Source organism: Burkholderia sp. MSMB1459WGS, assembly GCF_001534535.1.
Taxonomy (GTDB): domain Bacteria; phylum Pseudomonadota; class Gammaproteobacteria; order Burkholderiales; family Burkholderiaceae; genus Burkholderia.
Genome location: NZ_LPMU01000023.1, coordinates 144,142 through 159,554 on the forward strand (window position 1 = coordinate 144,142; position 15,413 = coordinate 159,554).

At 66.8% G+C, this 15,413-nt stretch carries 14 protein-coding genes; 3 read left to right on the forward strand and 11 right to left on the reverse strand.

What is annotated here, in order from left to right; translation table 11 throughout:
- From ahpF to WT97_RS08420, 5 genes are all read right to left on the reverse strand, one after another.
- A complete protein-coding gene (gene ahpF / locus WT97_RS08400; protein ID WP_060035996.1) occupies positions 1-1,602 on the reverse strand; it encodes an alkyl hydroperoxide reductase subunit F in 1,602 nt (533 codons plus the stop codon).
- A 119-nt stretch (positions 1,603-1,721) separates the two neighbouring features.
- Positions 1,722-2,285, reverse strand: coding sequence for an alkyl hydroperoxide reductase subunit C (gene ahpC / locus WT97_RS08405; RefSeq protein WP_034179823.1), 564 nt, complete (start codon positions 2,283-2,285; stop codon positions 1,722-1,724).
- Positions 2,286-2,518: 233 nt separating this feature from the next.
- Positions 2,519-2,884 (reverse strand): type II toxin-antitoxin system VapC family toxin, encoded by a 366-nt coding sequence (locus tag WT97_RS08410; RefSeq protein WP_059500773.1) that lies wholly within the window; start codon positions 2,882-2,884, stop codon positions 2,519-2,521.
- On the reverse strand, positions 2,878-3,096 hold the full coding sequence (locus WT97_RS08415) for a ribbon-helix-helix protein, CopG family (RefSeq protein WP_059500878.1): 219 nt from the start codon (positions 3,094-3,096) through the stop codon (positions 2,878-2,880). The genes WT97_RS08410 and WT97_RS08415 overlap by 7 nt, the downstream gene beginning before the upstream one ends.
- 85 nt (positions 3,097-3,181) lie before the next feature.
- Positions 3,182-4,078, reverse strand: a complete 897-nt coding sequence (locus tag WT97_RS08420) for a LysR substrate-binding domain-containing protein (RefSeq protein ID WP_059500772.1) — start codon at positions 4,076-4,078, stop codon at positions 3,182-3,184.
- Between the two features lie 179 nt (positions 4,079-4,257).
- Here WT97_RS08420 and WT97_RS08425 point away from each other — a divergent pair, with 179 nt between their 5' ends.
- The 3 genes from WT97_RS08425 to WT97_RS08435 are packed head-to-tail and all read left to right on the forward strand — an operon-like array spanning position 4,258 to position 7,217.
- Entirely contained in the window at positions 4,258-5,424 is a 1,167-nt protein-coding gene (locus tag WT97_RS08425) for a branched-chain amino acid ABC transporter substrate-binding protein (RefSeq protein WP_060035995.1), read from the forward strand.
- Between the two features lie 25 nt (positions 5,425-5,449).
- On the forward strand, positions 5,450-5,974 hold the full coding sequence (locus WT97_RS08430; RefSeq protein ID WP_060035994.1) for an L-2-amino-thiazoline-4-carboxylic acid hydrolase: 525 nt from the start codon (positions 5,450-5,452) through the stop codon (positions 5,972-5,974).
- Positions 5,967-7,217 (forward strand): Zn-dependent hydrolase, encoded by a 1,251-nt coding sequence (locus tag WT97_RS08435; RefSeq protein WP_059500769.1) that lies wholly within the window; start codon positions 5,967-5,969, stop codon positions 7,215-7,217. Before WT97_RS08430 ends, WT97_RS08435 begins: the two co-directional genes overlap by 8 nt.
- Positions 7,218-7,246: 29 nt before the next feature.
- Here the strand turns inward: WT97_RS08435 and WT97_RS08440 are convergent, their stop codons facing one another.
- The 6 genes from WT97_RS08440 to pgaB form a co-directional block, all read right to left on the reverse strand.
- Positions 7,247-8,083 carry a cytochrome c gene (locus tag WT97_RS08440; protein ID WP_059500768.1) on the reverse strand — a complete coding sequence of 279 codons (837 nt, stop codon included), beginning with the start codon at positions 8,081-8,083 and terminating at the stop codon, positions 7,247-7,249.
- Positions 8,084-8,363: 280 nt separating this feature from the next.
- On the reverse strand, positions 8,364-9,629 hold the full coding sequence (locus WT97_RS08445; protein ID WP_060035993.1) for a hypothetical protein: 1,266 nt from the start codon (positions 9,627-9,629) through the stop codon (positions 8,364-8,366).
- Positions 9,626-11,449 (reverse strand): glutamine--fructose-6-phosphate transaminase (isomerizing), encoded by a 1,824-nt coding sequence (gene glmS / locus WT97_RS08450; RefSeq protein WP_060035992.1) that lies wholly within the window; start codon positions 11,447-11,449, stop codon positions 9,626-9,628. The genes WT97_RS08445 and glmS overlap by 4 nt, the downstream gene beginning before the upstream one ends.
- 119 nt (positions 11,450-11,568) lie before the next feature.
- Positions 11,569-12,057 carry a hypothetical protein gene (locus WT97_RS08455; protein ID WP_059500765.1) on the reverse strand — a complete coding sequence of 163 codons (489 nt, stop codon included), beginning with the start codon at positions 12,055-12,057 and terminating at the stop codon, positions 11,569-11,571.
- The gene (pgaC, locus tag WT97_RS08460; RefSeq protein ID WP_059500764.1) at positions 12,035-13,306 is read right to left on the reverse strand and encodes a poly-beta-1,6-N-acetyl-D-glucosamine synthase; all 1,272 of its coding nucleotides are present in this window, start codon (positions 13,304-13,306) and stop codon (positions 12,035-12,037) included. Before pgaC ends, WT97_RS08455 begins: the two co-directional genes overlap by 23 nt.
- The gene (pgaB, locus tag WT97_RS08465) at positions 13,303-15,399 is read right to left on the reverse strand and encodes a poly-beta-1,6-N-acetyl-D-glucosamine N-deacetylase PgaB (RefSeq protein WP_059795676.1); all 2,097 of its coding nucleotides are present in this window, start codon (positions 15,397-15,399) and stop codon (positions 13,303-13,305) included. The genes pgaC and pgaB overlap by 4 nt, the downstream gene beginning before the upstream one ends.
- Between the last annotated feature and the right edge of the window lie 14 nt (positions 15,400-15,413).

Sequence of the window (15,413 nt, forward strand, 5' to 3'; positions counted from 1 at the left end):
TCAGGCGGCGACCGCTTCTTCGGCCTGCGGTTGCGCGCTCGCCGCCGGCGCCGCCACGTCCTGCCGGATCAGGTGATCGAACGCGCCGAGCGACGCCTTCGCACCTTCGCCGACCGCGATCACGATCTGCTTGAACGGCACCGTCGTCACGTCGCCGGCCGCGAACACGCCGGGCACCGACGTCGCACCGCGCGCATCGACGACGATCTCGCCGTGCTTCGACAGTTCGACCGTGCCCTTCAGCCATTCGGTGTTCGGCACGAGGCCGATCTGCACGAACACGCCTTCGAGCTCGACACGCTTCGTTTCACCCGAGCGCAGATCCTTGTAGACGAGCCCGTTCAGCTTGCTGCCGTCGCCGGTCAGTTCGGTCGTCTGCGCCTGCGTGACGATCGTCACGTTCGGCAGGCTGCGCAGCTTGCGTTGCAGCACTTCGTCCGCGCGCAGTTGCGCACCGTATTCGATCAGCGTGACTTCCTTCACGATGCCCGCGAGGTCGATCGCGGCCTCGACGCCCGAGTTGCCGCCGCCGACCACCGCGACGCGCTTGCCCTTGAACAGCGGGCCGTCGCAGTGCGGGCAGTACGCGACGCCGCGGTTGCGGTACTCGCGCTCGCCCGGCACGTTGATTTCGCGCCAGCGTGCGCCGGTCGCGAGGACGATCGTCTTCGCCTTCAGCACCGCGCCGTTCGCGAGGCGGATCTGGTGCACGTCGCCCGGAATCAGCGCGTCGGCGCGCTGCACGTCCATGATGTCGACGTCGTACTGCTTCACGTGCTGTTCGAGTGCGGTCGCGAACTTCGGCCCTTCGGTTTCCTGTACCGACACGAAATTCTCGATCGCCATCGTGTCCAGCACCTGGCCGCCGAAACGCTCGGCGACCACGCCCGTCGCGATGCCCTTGCGTGCCGAGTAGATCGCCGCGGCCGCGCCTGCCGGGCCGCCGCCGACGATCAGCGTGTCGAACACCGGCTTGTTTTCGAGCGACTTCGCCGCGCGTTCGCCGGCGCCCGTATCGAGCTTCGCGAGGATTTCCTTCACGCTGCTGCGGCCCTGGCCGAACGACGCACCGTTCAGGAACATCGTCGGCACGGCCATGATCTGGCGCGACTCGACTTCATCCTGGAACAGCGCACCGTCGATCGCGACGTGGCGGATGCGCGGGTTGATCAGCGACATCACGTTCAGCGACTGCACGACTTCCGGGCAGTTCTGGCACGACAGCGAGAAATACGTTTCGAATGCGTAGTCGCCGTCGAGCGCGCGAATCTGTTCGATCACGTCGTCGTCGAGCTTGATCGGGTGGCCGCCCGTCTGCAGCAACGCGAGGACGAGCGACGTGAATTCATGGCCCATCGGAATGCCGGCGAAACGGATGCCGGCCGGCTTGCCGGGCTCGCCGATCGAGAACGACGGCTTGCGCTCGGCGTCGTCGCGGCGTTCGGCCACGGTCACGCGATCCGTCAGCGACGCAATCTCGGTCAGCAGCGCCAGCAGTTCCTGCGATTTCGCGCTGTCGTCGAGCGAGGCGACGAGTTCGATCGGGCGCGTGATTTTTTCGAGGTACGCTTTGAGTTGGTTCTTGAGATTGGCGTCGAGCATGGCGTTTCGGATTCCGTATTGATGATGCTGGTCGGGCACGTCGTGCCGGAGGAAGGCGCGGGCCGCGGGATGCGGCGGCCCGCCGTCGCGCGCCTCGTGCGAGGCGCGCGGCGCGATCGTCAGATCTTGCCGATCAGGTCGAGCGACGGGGTCAGCGTTTCCGCACCCGGCGTCCACTTGGCCGGGCACACTTCACCCGGGTGCGCCGCGATGTATTGCGCCGCCTGCACCTTGCGCAGCAGTTCGCCCGCGTCGCGGCCGATGCCGTTGTCGTGGATTTCGCACAGCTTGATCTCGCCTTCCGGGTTGATCACGAACGTGCCGCGCAGCGCCATCCCTTCTTCCTCGATCAGCACGTCGAAGTTGCGCGACAGCGTGAGCGTCGGGTCGCCGATCATCGGGTACTTGATCTTGCCGATCGTGTCCGACGTGTCGTGCCATGCCTTGTGCGTGAAGTGCGTGTCGGTCGACACGCCGTAGATTTCGACACCCAGCTTCTGGAATTCCGCGTAGCGGTCGGCGAGGTCGCCCAGCTCGGTCGGGCAGACGAACGTGAAGTCGGCCGGGTAGAACACGACGACGGACCACTTGCCCTTGAAGTTCTCTTCCGAAACGGGCACGAATTCGCCGTTGTGGTAAGCGGTTGCCTTGAACGGCTTGATTTGGGTGTTGATGATCGGCATCTGGACAATTCCTTTTCGTCAGGGGTGAGTGGAGTGTTGCCAGTATCCGGGTTCACCCTGAAGTTGTGAAATTGCTTGTTTCAATCCGGGACATCGGGATTTTCTATCTGCTTCCGGCCCTTGATTGGCGGGAGGTGGGAAGGGCGGACGACGTTGACGCGGGTAGCGCCCGCTCGGCATGAGCGCGGCTCGGGGGATGTGCTGTGCAGGCGTACGCGCTCGCGTACGCCTGCTTAAATCTGATACGGCACGCGGACGCCGGGTTCGGAGGCGGGAAAGTCCTTCGTGTTGCGCGATACGAGCAACAGCCCGTTCACCTGCGCCGACGCCCACACAATCGCGTCGGGCAGGCGTATCCGGCGGTCCTTGCGAATCGTCACGGCGCGATTCGCAACCGTGCTGTCGAGTGCGATGACATCGAACGACGAGAGCCATGCACGGATGGGGGCCTCGTCACTTGCGGATGCCCCGACGAGGACTTCCATCCACGAGATCATGCTGATTGCGCGATAGTCGTAGCGCCCTAGCTCCGCGCGGGCGGATTCCACGCCGCCCAGATAATCGATCAGGATGTTGGTGTCGAAAAGGGCTTTTACCATTCCGAGCGCAATTCCTCTTGATAGGCGAGCCCATCGATCGCGCGATCTTTCCAGAGACCGAAGACGTCGTCGGCAAGCCGGTGCTTGTTCAGGGCAATGTAGGCATCGATCGCGTCGCGAATGATGGCGGCGCGGGGACGGTGTTGAGTCTCGACGATGACGGCCAGCGCGTCTAGTTGGCCATCCGACAGATCGACCAGAATCCGGCTCATGGCAAACCTCCGATATATGATATGCATATCATATATGCCGACTTGAAAGCATGCAAGGCCCCGGCACGACGACGGCAAGGGCCCCTCAAATCCCCGCCATCTTCCGCAACCACGCCGCCAGCCGTCGCGCTCCGTCCGGCAGGTCCGCATCCTCGCGGGTGCACAGGTAGTAGTCGCGCCCGTCGTCGAGCGCGTGATCGAACAGTTGCACGAGTTCGCCGTTCGCCAGTTCGCGCTGGACCAGCGGCGCGCGCAGCAACGCGGCGCCGAGATCCGCGCGGGCGGCGCTCAGCGTGAGCTGGCCATCCTCGAACATCGGTCCCACCGCGTGCGATACGTGCCGCACGCCGGCACCCTGCAGCCAGTTGACCCACGTGCTGCGATCCTCGTCGTGCACGAGCGGCGCGCGCGCGAGATCGGCCGGCGTGCGGAACGGTCCATGACGCTTCAGGAACGACGGGCTGCACATCGGCACCATCGCGCCAGGCAGCAGCCGCTCGCAGCGGTAGCCGGGCCAGTCGCCGGTACCGAAGCGGATCGACAGGTCCGACGCATCGCTTCGGTAGTTGCGGTGATGCGCGTACAGCACCGTGACGTCCACATCGGTGTTGTCGGCCAGGAACGCGTGCAGCCGCGGAATGAACCAGCCGATGCCGAGCAACGGAATCAGGCTGACGGTGATCTGGCGCAGCGACGAACGGTCGCGCACGAAGCGCGTCGCGCTGCGCAGCACCGAGAACGCCGCGCTGATCGACCGGTAGTAGTCGCGCCCCTCGTCGGTCAGCACGAGCAGCCGGCCTTCTCGCACCGTCAGCGGCGTCTGGATGAACGCTTCGAGCAGTTGCAGCTGATGGCTGACCGCCGACGGCGTGATGTCGAGTTCGCCCGCCGCCGCGGTGACCGAGCCGAGACGCGCAAATGCTTCGAACGCACGCACCGCGCGCAGCGGCGGATCGTGCGGCAATTGTTCGATATTTTTCATGTATCGAATTTTATCGAAAAATAAGGGTAAGCGACAACACAAAAATATCCTGCATTTACAGCGATGTACGCTAATGTGTCGGGAACGGTATAAGCATCCAACAATTGGGTATTTGAGGTTTAGGTCCTAAATATTTAATATTTTTCATGTTTTTGATTCGACTGATCGTCCCCCCGCACATGAAAATCGCTTTCCTCTCCGCCAGCCTCGCCTTCTCGGCGGCCGCGCTGGTCGCCTCCGTTCCCGCGTTCGCCCAGTCCGCTCCACGGACGGTCCTGATCGGTCTCGCCGCGCCGCTCACCGGCCCGTCCGCGCGGATCGGCAAGGATCTGCAGAACGGCGCGCAACTCGCGATCGACGACGCGAACGCGAAGCATCCGACCATCGGCGGCAAGCCGGTCATCTACAAGCTCGTCGCGGCCGACGACCAGTCCGACCCACGCACGGCCGTCGCGGTCGCGCAGCAACTCGTCGACCAGCACGTGATCGGCGTCGTCGGTCACTGGAACACGGGCTGCAGCGTGCCCGCGTCGCGCGTGTACCGCGACGCCGGCATCCCGCAGATCGCGCCGGCCTCCACCGGCCATCAATACACGCAGCAGGGCTACGCGACGGCGTTCCGCATCATGGGGCACGACGATGCAGGCGGCAACTTCACCGGCGCGTATGCGGCGAAGACGCTGAAGGCGAAGCGCATCGCGGTGATCGACGATCGCACGTCGTTCGGCGCGGGGCTGGCCGACCAGTTCATCAAGGGCGCGCAGGCGAACGGCGGCACGATCGTCGATCGCCAGTACGTGAACGACAAGACGACCGACTTCAGCGGCGTGCTGACCGCGATCAAGGGCAAGCGCGCGGATCTCGTGTTCTTCGGCGGCCTCGACGCGCAGGCCGCGCCGATCGCGCGCCGGATGCGCCAGCTCGGCGTGAACGCGCCGCTGCTCGGTGCGGGCGGCTTCGTGAGCCAGACCTTCCTGTCGCTCGCCGGCAAGGACGGCGACGCCGTGACGGCGCTCGAGCCGGGCCTGCCGCTCGACCGGATGCCGGGCGGCAAGGCGTTCGACACGCAATACCAGGCCCGCTTTCACGCGCCGATCGAACTGCATGCGCCGTTCGCGTACGACGCCGCCGCCACGCTGATCGCGGCCGCGCAGAAGGCCGGCACGACCGAGCCGGCGAAGCTGGTCGCGGCCGTGCGCGCGATCGAGCGGCCCGGCGTGACGGGGCGCATCGCGTTCGACGCCGAAGGCAACCTGAAGGATCCGGCCTTCACGATCTACCAGGTGCGCGGCGGCAAGTGGGCCGTCGTCGACGTGCTCGGCGGCTCGCGCACCGCAGCCAAGTAACCGCAAAACGACCGAGACGATCCCCATGACCGAAGCGAACCCGACATCCGCCGCCGCACCCGAGGACCCGCGCCTCGGGATCCTCGCGCGGCGCCGCATCGAAGCGGAAATCATCAAGCCGATCTACGAGATCATGAAGCGCGAGTTCGGCGCCGAGCGCGCGCAGGCCGTGATCGCGGAAGCCGTACGCGGCGCGGCCGTCGACGCGGGCCGTACGTTCGCCGCGCAGGAGCCGCACGGCACGAGCGTGAAGTCGTTCATCGCGCTGCAGGTGCTGTGGGAGAAGGACGATGCGCTCGACGTCGAGGTACGGCGGGCGGACGACGCGCACTACGACTACGACGTGCATCGCTGCAGCTACGCGGAGATGTATCACGCGATGGGGCTCGGCGAGATCGGGCACCTGCTGAGCTGTGCGCGCGACAGCTATTTCATCCAGGGCTATGCGCCGGACATCGCGCTCACGCGCACGAGCACGATCATGCAGGGCGGCCGGCGCTGCGACTTCCGCTATGCGCTGCAAAGCGCGCCGGAGAATGGCGATGCGTGACGCCACCGTGACCATGCCGCGCGTCGACGGCGACCGTCTGTGGGCATCGCTCGAACGGATGGCGCAGATCGGCGCGACGCCGAAGGGCGGCGTCTGCCGCCTCGCGCTGACCGATCTCGACCGCGAGTCGCGCGACCTGTTCGTGCAGTGGGCGCGCGACGCCGGCTGCACGGTGCGTGTCGACCGGATGGGCAACGTGTTCGCGCGCCGCGCGGGCCGCAATCCCGACGCCGCACCGGTGATGACGGGCTCGCACGCCGATTCGCAGCCGACCGGCGGCCGCTACGACGGGATCTACGGCGTGCTCGGCGGCCTCGAAGTCGTGCGCGCGCTGAACGACGCGGGGATCGAGACCGAGCGCCCGGTCGACGTCGTGATCTGGACCAACGAGGAAGGCTCGCGCTTCGCGCCGGCGATGGTGTCGGCCGGCGTGTTCTCGGGCGTCTATACGCTCGAATATGGGCTGTCGCGCACCGACGGCGCTGGCCGGACGATCGGAGAAGAGCTCGAACGGATCGGCTACGCGGGCACGGAGCCGGTCGGCGGCTATCCGGTGCACGCGGCGTACGAACTGCATATCGAGCAGGGCGCGATTCTCGAGCGGGCCGGCAAGACGATCGGCGTCGTGACCGGGGGGCAGGGGCAGCGCTGGTACGAGGTGACGCTCACGGGTGTCGACGCGCACGCGGGCACGACGCCGATGGCGTTCCGTCGCGACGCGCTGGTCGGCGCGGCGCGGATGATCTCGTTCGTCGAAGTGCTCGGGCGCCGCTACGCACCGGATGCGCGTGCAACGGTCGGGATGATCGACGCGCGGCCGAATTCGCGCAACACGGTGCCGGGCGGCTGCTTCTTCACGGTCGAATTCCGTCACCCCGACGATGCGGTGCTCGACGCACTGGACGCGGCGCTGCGCGCGGAACTCGCGCGCGTGGCCGACGAAGCCGGCCTCGGCGCGCAGATCGAGCAGATTTTCACGTACGCGCCGATACCGTTCGCGCCGCGCTGCGTCGACACGGTGCGCGACGCGGCCCGTGCGCTCGGGCTGTCGCACATGGACATCGTGTCCGGCGCGGGCCATGACGCGTGCTATGTCGCGCGTGTCGCGCCGACCGGCATGATCTTCGTGCCGTGCGTCGACGGGCTGAGCCACAACGAGGCCGAAGCGATTACGCCGGAATGGGCGACGGCCGGCGCCGACGTGCTGTTGCGCGCGGTGCTGCAGAGCGCGCAGGAAGCGTAAGCGCGGCGGGTGGGTAACCGGCGCGCGGCTTACTTGCCGGCCTTGCGGCGCGCCATATACCCCAGATACGCGACGATCTCGTCGAGCTCCCGGTCGCTCAGTTGATCGGGCGGAAACGCCGGCATGCTGCGGCCCGGCCAGTCGCGCACCGATGCCGGGTCGCGGATGTAGCGGCGCAGCGCGGCGGGCTGGAAGTAGTCGACCGGGTTCATCGGTGCGTTCAGATCCGGGCCGGCGTGGCTGCTGCCCGCACCGTCGATGCGGTGACACGCGAGACATTGCGTGACGAACAGGTGCTGGCCCGCGCGCGCCGGGTCGTTCGCGGGCAACGCCGCATCGACGGCGAGCGACGGCCAGCGCGCGAGCGGCGACGATTCGATCGTGATGCGAACGATCTGGTATGGCCACTGCTCGCCGCGCACCGACGACGCGTCCGGCCCGAGCCAGACGAGATAGAACGGCCCCGCGCTGACCTGCTTGCCGGGCAGCTTCGGCCACGGACGGGCCGGATCCTCGATCGCGAGCCACGGAATCGCGCCGGCCGGCGCGCGGCGGCGCACGAGATCGAGCGGCAGTTGCGCGGCGAAACCGTCGGCCGCGCGCGTTTCGAGCACGCCGGCGGCCGGCAGCGGGGTGTCGCCGAGCAGCGCGGCGAACGGCACCGCGCGGAACGTCATCGGCCGGCCGTACGCGATGTCGCGCGGCACGTGGATGTCGGTCGCGTCCGGACGAGCGAGCAACGTCTGTCGGGTGAGGGCGCGGGCCGTGCCGTCGGTGTCGAGTTCGAGCGTGGACTGGGCCGACGCGCGTTGCCCGAGCAGGCAAACCGTCAGCAGCACAAGCGAAAACCACTGGCGCTTCAGCATTCGTTCTCCGGGAAGGGGCGTTCCGGCGGCGGCAGGAGGCGGAACGCCGCGGCCGATGGAAGGATTCGGGCGACAGTCTATCCGGTACGGACGGTGCTGGCGAATTCGGTGCGCAAAGGCGCGGCGGTCGTGCTCGAACAGGGCCGCGACAGCGCACCCGGCGACTTGAGGGCTGAATGAGCGACGTGTCGGCGTAACGCGGTCCGGATGGCGGAAAACGACGGGTACGGTGGCGCACGCGGTCTGCCCGCGTTCGCGGCATCGCGTTACCGGCCAGCCGTCAGTGGCTCGAACACGACACTTCGTTCTTCGGCATCGGCGTGCGTTGCTCCGGCTCGAAATCGGCTTCGCGCATCCCCGACGGCGTCAGCGATACGAAATGCATCGCCGTGCCTCGCGCCGGGAAACCGGCGACGCCGGTCGATCCCCACGGAATCGGCGAGCGCTGCACGCCGCTCACCGCAATATCCGCCGGCGCCAGCGCGAGCGTCAGCAGCCGCCCGTCGCGGGTCGGCACGTACGCGTGCGTGCCGGCGACGCCGATGTCAGACTCGCGCACCGACGCGGGCAGGCAATCGAGCGTCGCCGTGCGACGGCCGTCCGGGGCGATCAGCATCGCGACGCCGCGATCGTCGGCTGTCGTCGTGACGACGAGGAAACGGTCGATCTCCGGCACGTAGGCGGCCGAATACACGTAGTACTGGATTGCGTCGTTCAGCGATCCGAGTTTTTCCAGCTTCGCGGTGACCGGATCGAACATCGCGTATTCGAGCGTCGCGTCGGTGCTGCCTTCGATGAACTTCTGCCACACGAGCAGCGCGTTGCGCGGCGAGCCCGCGATCACGGGCCACCACTCGCGGCGGCGCGGCGCGACCGCGACATGGTTCAGCACGCGCCCGGCCGCGTCGTAGGTTTTCAGGTAGACGCCGTTGCCGCTGCCGAGGTTGTCGACTCCGCCGCCGTTGACCCAGTCGGCCGAATAGAACACGACGAAACGGTCGGCGACCGTCGCGACATGCCCCGAATGGCCGCCCGATTCGACGTCGTTCGGGTAGGGCTTGATCGGCTTCAGGTCGCGGCGGTAGACGCCGTAGCGCTGGCTGACTTCCTGCGGCGTGTTCCAGCCGTCCTCGAACGTGACGAAGATGTCGCCGTGCGCGTTCTGCGCGATCGATACGGGTTCCTGCGCCTCGGGGCGGCTGATGAGCGTGCGGACGTGCAGCACGCGCGGCTTGTCGGGCTTCCATTCGCCGACGTACACGTCGTGCGGCCAGTTGCCGCTGCGCAGCGCACCGCGCGGCACGATGCCCGAACTGCTGAAGAACACCCAGCGTTTGCCGTCGCCGGCGTCGGCCACGCCGATGCCGTGCATGAAGCGCCGCGGGTCGCCGGTGTCCTGCGGCGACGGCGCGCTCGACACGGTGACCGTATGCACGGCCGGCGCGCCGGCGAGGGCCGGCGGCGCCGCGCCGATGCCGCCCGCGCCGCAGAGCACGGCCGCGGCCAGCCGCACGACCGCCTGTACCGGGCGCGTTCGCCGCATCATTCGACGGTCACCGATTTCGCGAGGTTGCGCGGCTTGTCGACGTCGGCGCCGCGCGTGCAGCCGACGTGATACGCGAGCAGTTGCAGCGGAATCACGTTGACGATCGGCGACAGCAGGTCGCCGGATTCGCGCACGCGAATCACGTGCGTGTCGCGGTCGGCGTCGATTTCGAGCTGGCTGCCGGCCAGCACGTAGAGCCGGCCGCCGCGCGCACGCACCTCGGCCATGTTGGATTTCAATTTCTGGAACAGGCGATCGTCCGGCGCGATCGTGACCACCGGCATCGCGCTCGTGACGAGTGCGAGCGGCCCGTGCTTCAGCTCGCCGGCCGCATAACCTTCCGCGTGGATGTACGACACTTCCTTGAGCTTCAGCGCGCCTTCCATCGCGATCGGGAAATGGATGCCGCGCCCGAGGAACAGCGCGTTCTCGGTGCGGGCGAACTTCGCGGCCCAGCCCATGATCTGCGTTTCCAGCGCGAGCGCATGGCCGATGCGGTCGGGCAGCGCGCGCAACTGCTTCAGGTGCGTCGCGACTTGCGCGGCGTCGAGCCGGCCGCGCAGTTGCGCGAGCGTCAGCGTCAGCACGAACAGCGCGACGAGTTGCGTGGTGAACGCCTTGGTCGACGCGACGCCGAGCTCGGTGCCGGCCCGCGTCAGGAACCGCAGTGGCGCGTTGCGTGCGATCGTGCTGGTCGCGACGTTGCAGATCGCCATCGACAGGTCCTGGCCCATCGCGCGCGCCTGCTCGATCGCGCCGATGGTGTCGGCCGTTTCGCCCGACTGCGAGATGCCGACGACGAGCGTGCGCGGATCGGCCACCGTGTCGCGGTAGCGGAATTCGCTGGCGATCTCGACCTGGGCGGGCACGCCCGCGATGCTTTCGAGCCAGTACTTCGCGGTCAGGCCTGCGTAGTAACTGGTGCCGCAGCCGAGCAGCAGCACGCTTCTCACCCGCGACAGCAGTGCGCCCGTGCCTTCCGTCGCGTCGAACAGCGCCGGCGAGATCGTGTCGATACCGTCGAGCGTGCTGTCGATCGCCTTCGGCTGCTCGAAGATTTCCTTCTGCATGAAGTGCTGGTACGGGCCGAGCGCGGCATCGTCCGCGCGCGCCTTCACTTCGCACAACGGGCGCCGCGCTTCCTGTCCGCCCGCATCGACCACGGCGATGCGCTCCGGCGTGATCAGCGCGACGTCGCCGTCCTCCAGGTATACGAAGCGGTCGGTCAGGTCGCTGAGCGCCGCGCAGTCGGACGCGAGGTAATTCTGCTTGGCGCCGATGCCGATCACGAGCGGCGAACCGGCGCGCGCGGCGACGAGGCGCTGCGGCTCGCGCGCGCCGAGCACCGCGATCGCGTACGCGCCGTGCAGCCGTTTGACGGCGCGCACCACAGCGTCGAACAGGTCGTCGCGATAGAGACTGTGGATCAGGTGCGCGATGACCTCGGTGTCGGTCTGCCCGCGAAACGTATAGCCGCGTTCACGCAGCTCGGCGCGCAGCGTGTCGTGGTTTTCGATGATCCCGTTGTGCACGACGGCGATCGTGTCGCCCGACATGATCGGGTGCGCGTTCATTTCCGACGGCGCGCCGTGCGTCGCCCAGCGCGTATGCGCGATGCAGGTCTGCGCTTCGAGGCCGAGCGTCAGCACGCGATCCTGCAGGTCCGTCACGCGTCGCAGCGTGCGTTCGCTGTGCAGGCGGCCGTCGCCCTGCACGGCGATGCCGCACGAATCGTAGCCGCGATATTCGAGCCGGCTCAGCGCATTGACCAATTGCGGCACTTGATTGTTCAGGCCGCTTGCTCCGACGATTCCGCACATGATTCACCTCGTCTCCAGGAAGTTTCCGGCTGGCGCGCGACGCGCGCCAGCACGATGCCGGAAGCGGTGCCACGTCGCGCGGCCAGGCGTCGCGACCGGCGCGGCACGTCTTCGGCGATTCATTCATGGGGCTGCGGGCCGGCGTGCGCGACCCATTCGATGCCCGAAATCGACCCGTTCGCATCGTGCGACGCGACGAGAATGCGCGTCGTGCGCCGCGCGCCGCGCCGGCGTGCGCTCGCGAACGCGGTCGGCGGCACCGAGCGCACCTTGACGCTGGCCGAGCGCCGCAGCATCTTCGACACGCGCAACCGGTACGCGAGCGGATGCACGACGCGTCCCGCGATCAGCCACATGACGATCGTGCCGGCGATCAGCGCGATGCTCGTCACGTAGAACACGATCTGCTCGATCGGCATCTCGGCCTCGTTGAACGGCAACAGGTAGCGGTACGTGTAGATGCAGATCGATGCCCATACACCTCCGACCAGCGCGGGCCGCACGAGACGGAACCACGCGACGAGCACGGGCCCGACGATGCCGCCGCGTTCGGCGATCATGTCGCGCGGTGCGCGCAGGGAAAGGTCAATAATCGGCGCGTTCTTCATGTTGAATGCCTCGGTCGGGACTGACCCAAACGGCGCGTTTGCCGCGGCCCCGCAGTACGACGGCGGGCAGGGCGACGACGGTGGTGATCATGCTGATCAGCCAGAACGCGACGGGGTACCAGATGGTGTCAAGGAAGTACATCAGGAGTTTTTCGTCGTATTGACGATCGATCATGCTGCCGATGATCAGTTGCAGGATGCAGGTTGCGACTAGCAGCATCCCGTGCCAGTGCGGCACCACGGACACATGCCAGTTCGGCGGAAGCGGGTAGACGACGTCGATCAGCGCGAGCAGCAGGATGAACGACATCGAGTACGCCCACGCGATGCCTATCAGGTATTCGGCGAACAGCGGCCACATCATCATCTGCGTGGGCCGCATCAGCGTGCCCGCGTACTTGAGCAGCACCTGGATGCCGCCCTTGGACCAGCGCAGCCGCTGCCGGTAGAGCCCTTTCACCGTCTCGGGCATCAGGATCCAGCTGAGCGCGTGCGGCTCGTACACGACGCGCCAGTCGCGGCACTGCAGCTTCCAACTGATGTCGATGTCCTCGGTCAGCATGTCCGAGCTCCAGTAGCCGACGTCGGCGAGCGCGGTCTTGCGGAACATCGTGATTACGCCCGACACCGTGAAGATGCGGCCGTACACCTGCTGCGTGCGCTTGATCAGCCCCACGATCGACGAGAATTCGCCGACCTGCATGCGGCCGAGCAGCGACGTGCGCGTGCGGATGCGCGGGTTGCCGGTCACCGCGCCCACGCCCGGGTCGGTCAGGAAGTGCTCGAGCATCCAGCCGATCGCATCGTGCGCGAGCAGTGCATCGCCGTCGATGCACAGCAGGTAGTCCGCGTTGGATACCGCGGCCGCGGTCGTGAGCCCGACCGCCTTGCCTTCGTTGCGTGCATGGTGGATCACGAGCAGCCGCGGGATCTCGACGGCCAGCTCGTTGAGGATGTCGCCGGTGCGATCCTTGCTGCCGTCGTTGACCGCGATGATGTCGTAGTTCGGATACTGCATCCCGTTCAGATGGGAGATCACGCTGCGTGCGTTCGCGGCTTCGTTGAAGCAGGGTACGACGATCGAGACCTTCGGGATGCCGCTCGACGCGATCGTGCGCGTCGACAGCTCGCGGCCCTCCTCGAGCAGGAAGTAGTGCACGACACCGCCGATCATCCACAGATACGACATGAAGAACGGATAGTAGAAGACGAAATCCTGCAGGCGCTGGATGAGGCTGTGGGTGTTCATGGCGTCTTGGTTCCCGGCGATTGCTGCATCTGCATCAGCGCGTTGATCGAGGTGGGGTCGAGGCGCGACTTCAGCGACATCACGTCTCGCATCGCATCGAGCTCCGGATGGCCGTTCAGGAAGTTGTCGGGGTAGTAGCCGAAATTCACGGCGCCCTCGCTGCGCAGCCGCCGCATCTGCGCAAGCAGCGTGCTGGCCGGCACGTCCTTGCGCGCGTGCCAGTCGTACGACTGCAGTTCGAACACGGTGCGCTGCAGCCCGCGCTGCTTCGTGCGCACCACCTTCACGAGCTGGTCCAGCCAGCCCTCCGGGTCCTTCGCCTGCTCCATGTACGGCATCGCCATCAGCGCGACGTAGTCATAGGCGGCGAGGAAATCGTCGTAGTTCTGCGCATACCACGCTTCCGATTCGGGCTTGAGCACCGGCATCGCGAAGATGTTGCGCGCGGTCAGCACATCGCCGACGTTCTGATGGGCCAGCACGATCTGCTCGAGCTGCCGGGTCATGTCGATCAGATGGCGCGTCTTCTGCCGTGTCCAGCGCTTCATCAGGTCGGGGTTCTCGCGGATCTTGCCGACGTCGGCCGGCAGCCCCCATTGCGCATAGGTGCGCAGCGCATGCCGGCTGGCATCCTCGTAGTCGTCGAGCACGGCGTCGTCGCTGAACAGGATGCCGCTGAACGACGCGTGCTTGCTCAGATCCTCGTAGATCTGCTGGATCATCAGCCGCGCATCGGGATCGAACGGGCTCAGCCGGAACACCCGCGTGCCGTTCTCGCGGGCCGGCGCGCCGCCGTATGCGCTGACGGCCTCGAGCTTGCGCTGCTTGTCGGCCGGCGGCCGGAACGCGAGCACCGGCATCCACGCGTACACCTGCACGTTGGAGCGCGTGTTGAGCTGCCACGCGGCGCGCGAGAACAGGTCGGAGCGCATCGGCAGGTGCCGGTTCGGGAAATACACCGCTTCGGCCACGCCCGTACCGTTCGGGTCCGCATACGCCTGCAGGTACACCGATTTCGGCTGCATCCGGTAGATGCGCTCGATCAGCTTGCCGAGATTCGCTTCCTGCCGCGCGGGATCGGGATCGTAGACCTGGTCGAGATCGACCTGCACGGTGCGCTCGGGCACGTCGACGTCGCCGCGATTGGACGCCGGCTCGCGCATCGAGCGCTCGAACCCGCCGATATCGACGTCGTACATCATCAGGATCCGTCTCAGCCGGTCGAGCGGCACGTCCGGCGTATTCGGGCCGGCATCGAGGCTGAACTGGATGTCCATGCCGAGCGACGTCGATATCTGGCGCACGGGCTGGTTTTCCGCGCCGTATGGCCACACCATCGAGCGTGCGACGAGACCGGTGCGTTCGCGGATCTGCCGCACGCAGGTCTGCAGGTCGTCGTGCACGCGTGCGTGGAATTCGGCGTCGGTTTCATAGCGTTTCTGGTCTTGCAGGTAGAGATGCGACGTGGTCGCCGGCAATTCGTTGCCTTGCGGGTTCGCGACCGCGCCGTGATGGAGATTGTGGGTGTGGCAGCCGAGCTCGACGAATTCCGATTGCCCGAGCTTCTTCACCTCGTCCCACGACAGGAAGTAGTCGCGCGGCACCTGAACCTTGTCGCTGATGCGGATCGGCGTATCCGGCGGTGTGTCGATCCACGCGGTGACGAGGCCCATCACGGCCGGATACTTGAAGCGCTCGAGCAGCGGCAGCACCTTCGTGTAGTGGCTGCGGAAGCCGTCGTCGAACGTGAGCAGCACCGAGCGCGGCGGCAGCGGCTTGCCGCCGCGCCGCGACTCCTCGATCTGCTTGACCGTGATCGTGTGGTAGTTGTTGGTCTGCAGCCACGAGAAGATCGCGGTCAGCGTGCCGGTATCGACCGCGAACGGATCGATGATCGCGTTCGGCGACGAAAACGACGCCATCAGGTTGTCGCGCACGTCGTGCATGCAGATCACGCGAAACGTCTTGCCGTCGGCCGGATCGGACGGCGGCAGCAGGTCGATCATCCTGGCATTGGTCACGCCCGGGAATAGCGAACAGGCGGCAAACGTACCGAGGCATCCGCACATGAAGGTCCGTCTGGATTGAAGCATTGCCCGATCTCCTT

Excerpts from the sequence above, each read along its gene's own strand:
- ahpF (WP_060035996.1), bottom strand. The coding sequence starts at position 1,602 with ATGCTCGACGCCAATCTCAAGAACCAACTCAAAGCGTACCTCGAAAAA.
- ahpC (WP_034179823.1), bottom strand. The coding sequence starts at position 2,285 with ATGCCGATCATCAACACCCAAATCAAGCCGTTCAAGGCAACCGCTTAC.
- WT97_RS08410 (WP_059500773.1), bottom strand. The coding sequence starts at position 2,884 with ATGGTAAAAGCCCTTTTCGACACCAACATCCTGATCGATTATCTGGGC.
- WT97_RS08415 (WP_059500878.1), bottom strand. The coding sequence starts at position 3,096 with ATGAGCCGGATTCTGGTCGATCTGTCGGATGGCCAACTAGACGCGCTG.
- WT97_RS08420 (WP_059500772.1), bottom strand. The coding sequence starts at position 4,078 with ATGAAAAATATCGAACAATTGCCGCACGATCCGCCGCTGCGCGCGGTG.
- WT97_RS08425 (WP_060035995.1), top strand. The coding sequence starts at position 4,258 with ATGAAAATCGCTTTCCTCTCCGCCAGCCTCGCCTTCTCGGCGGCCGCG.
- WT97_RS08430 (WP_060035994.1), top strand. The coding sequence starts at position 5,450 with ATGACCGAAGCGAACCCGACATCCGCCGCCGCACCCGAGGACCCGCGC.
- WT97_RS08435 (WP_059500769.1), top strand. The coding sequence starts at position 5,967 with ATGCGTGACGCCACCGTGACCATGCCGCGCGTCGACGGCGACCGTCTG.
- WT97_RS08440 (WP_059500768.1), bottom strand. The coding sequence starts at position 8,083 with ATGCTGAAGCGCCAGTGGTTTTCGCTTGTGCTGCTGACGGTTTGCCTG.
- WT97_RS08445 (WP_060035993.1), bottom strand. The coding sequence starts at position 9,629 with ATGATGCGGCGAACGCGCCCGGTACAGGCGGTCGTGCGGCTGGCCGCG.
- glmS (WP_060035992.1), bottom strand. The coding sequence starts at position 11,449 with ATGTGCGGAATCGTCGGAGCAAGCGGCCTGAACAATCAAGTGCCGCAA.
- WT97_RS08455 (WP_059500765.1), bottom strand. The coding sequence starts at position 12,057 with ATGAAGAACGCGCCGATTATTGACCTTTCCCTGCGCGCACCGCGCGAC.
- pgaC (WP_059500764.1), bottom strand. The coding sequence starts at position 13,306 with ATGAACACCCACAGCCTCATCCAGCGCCTGCAGGATTTCGTCTTCTAC.
- pgaB (WP_059795676.1), bottom strand. The coding sequence starts at position 15,399 with ATGCTTCAATCCAGACGGACCTTCATGTGCGGATGCCTCGGTACGTTT.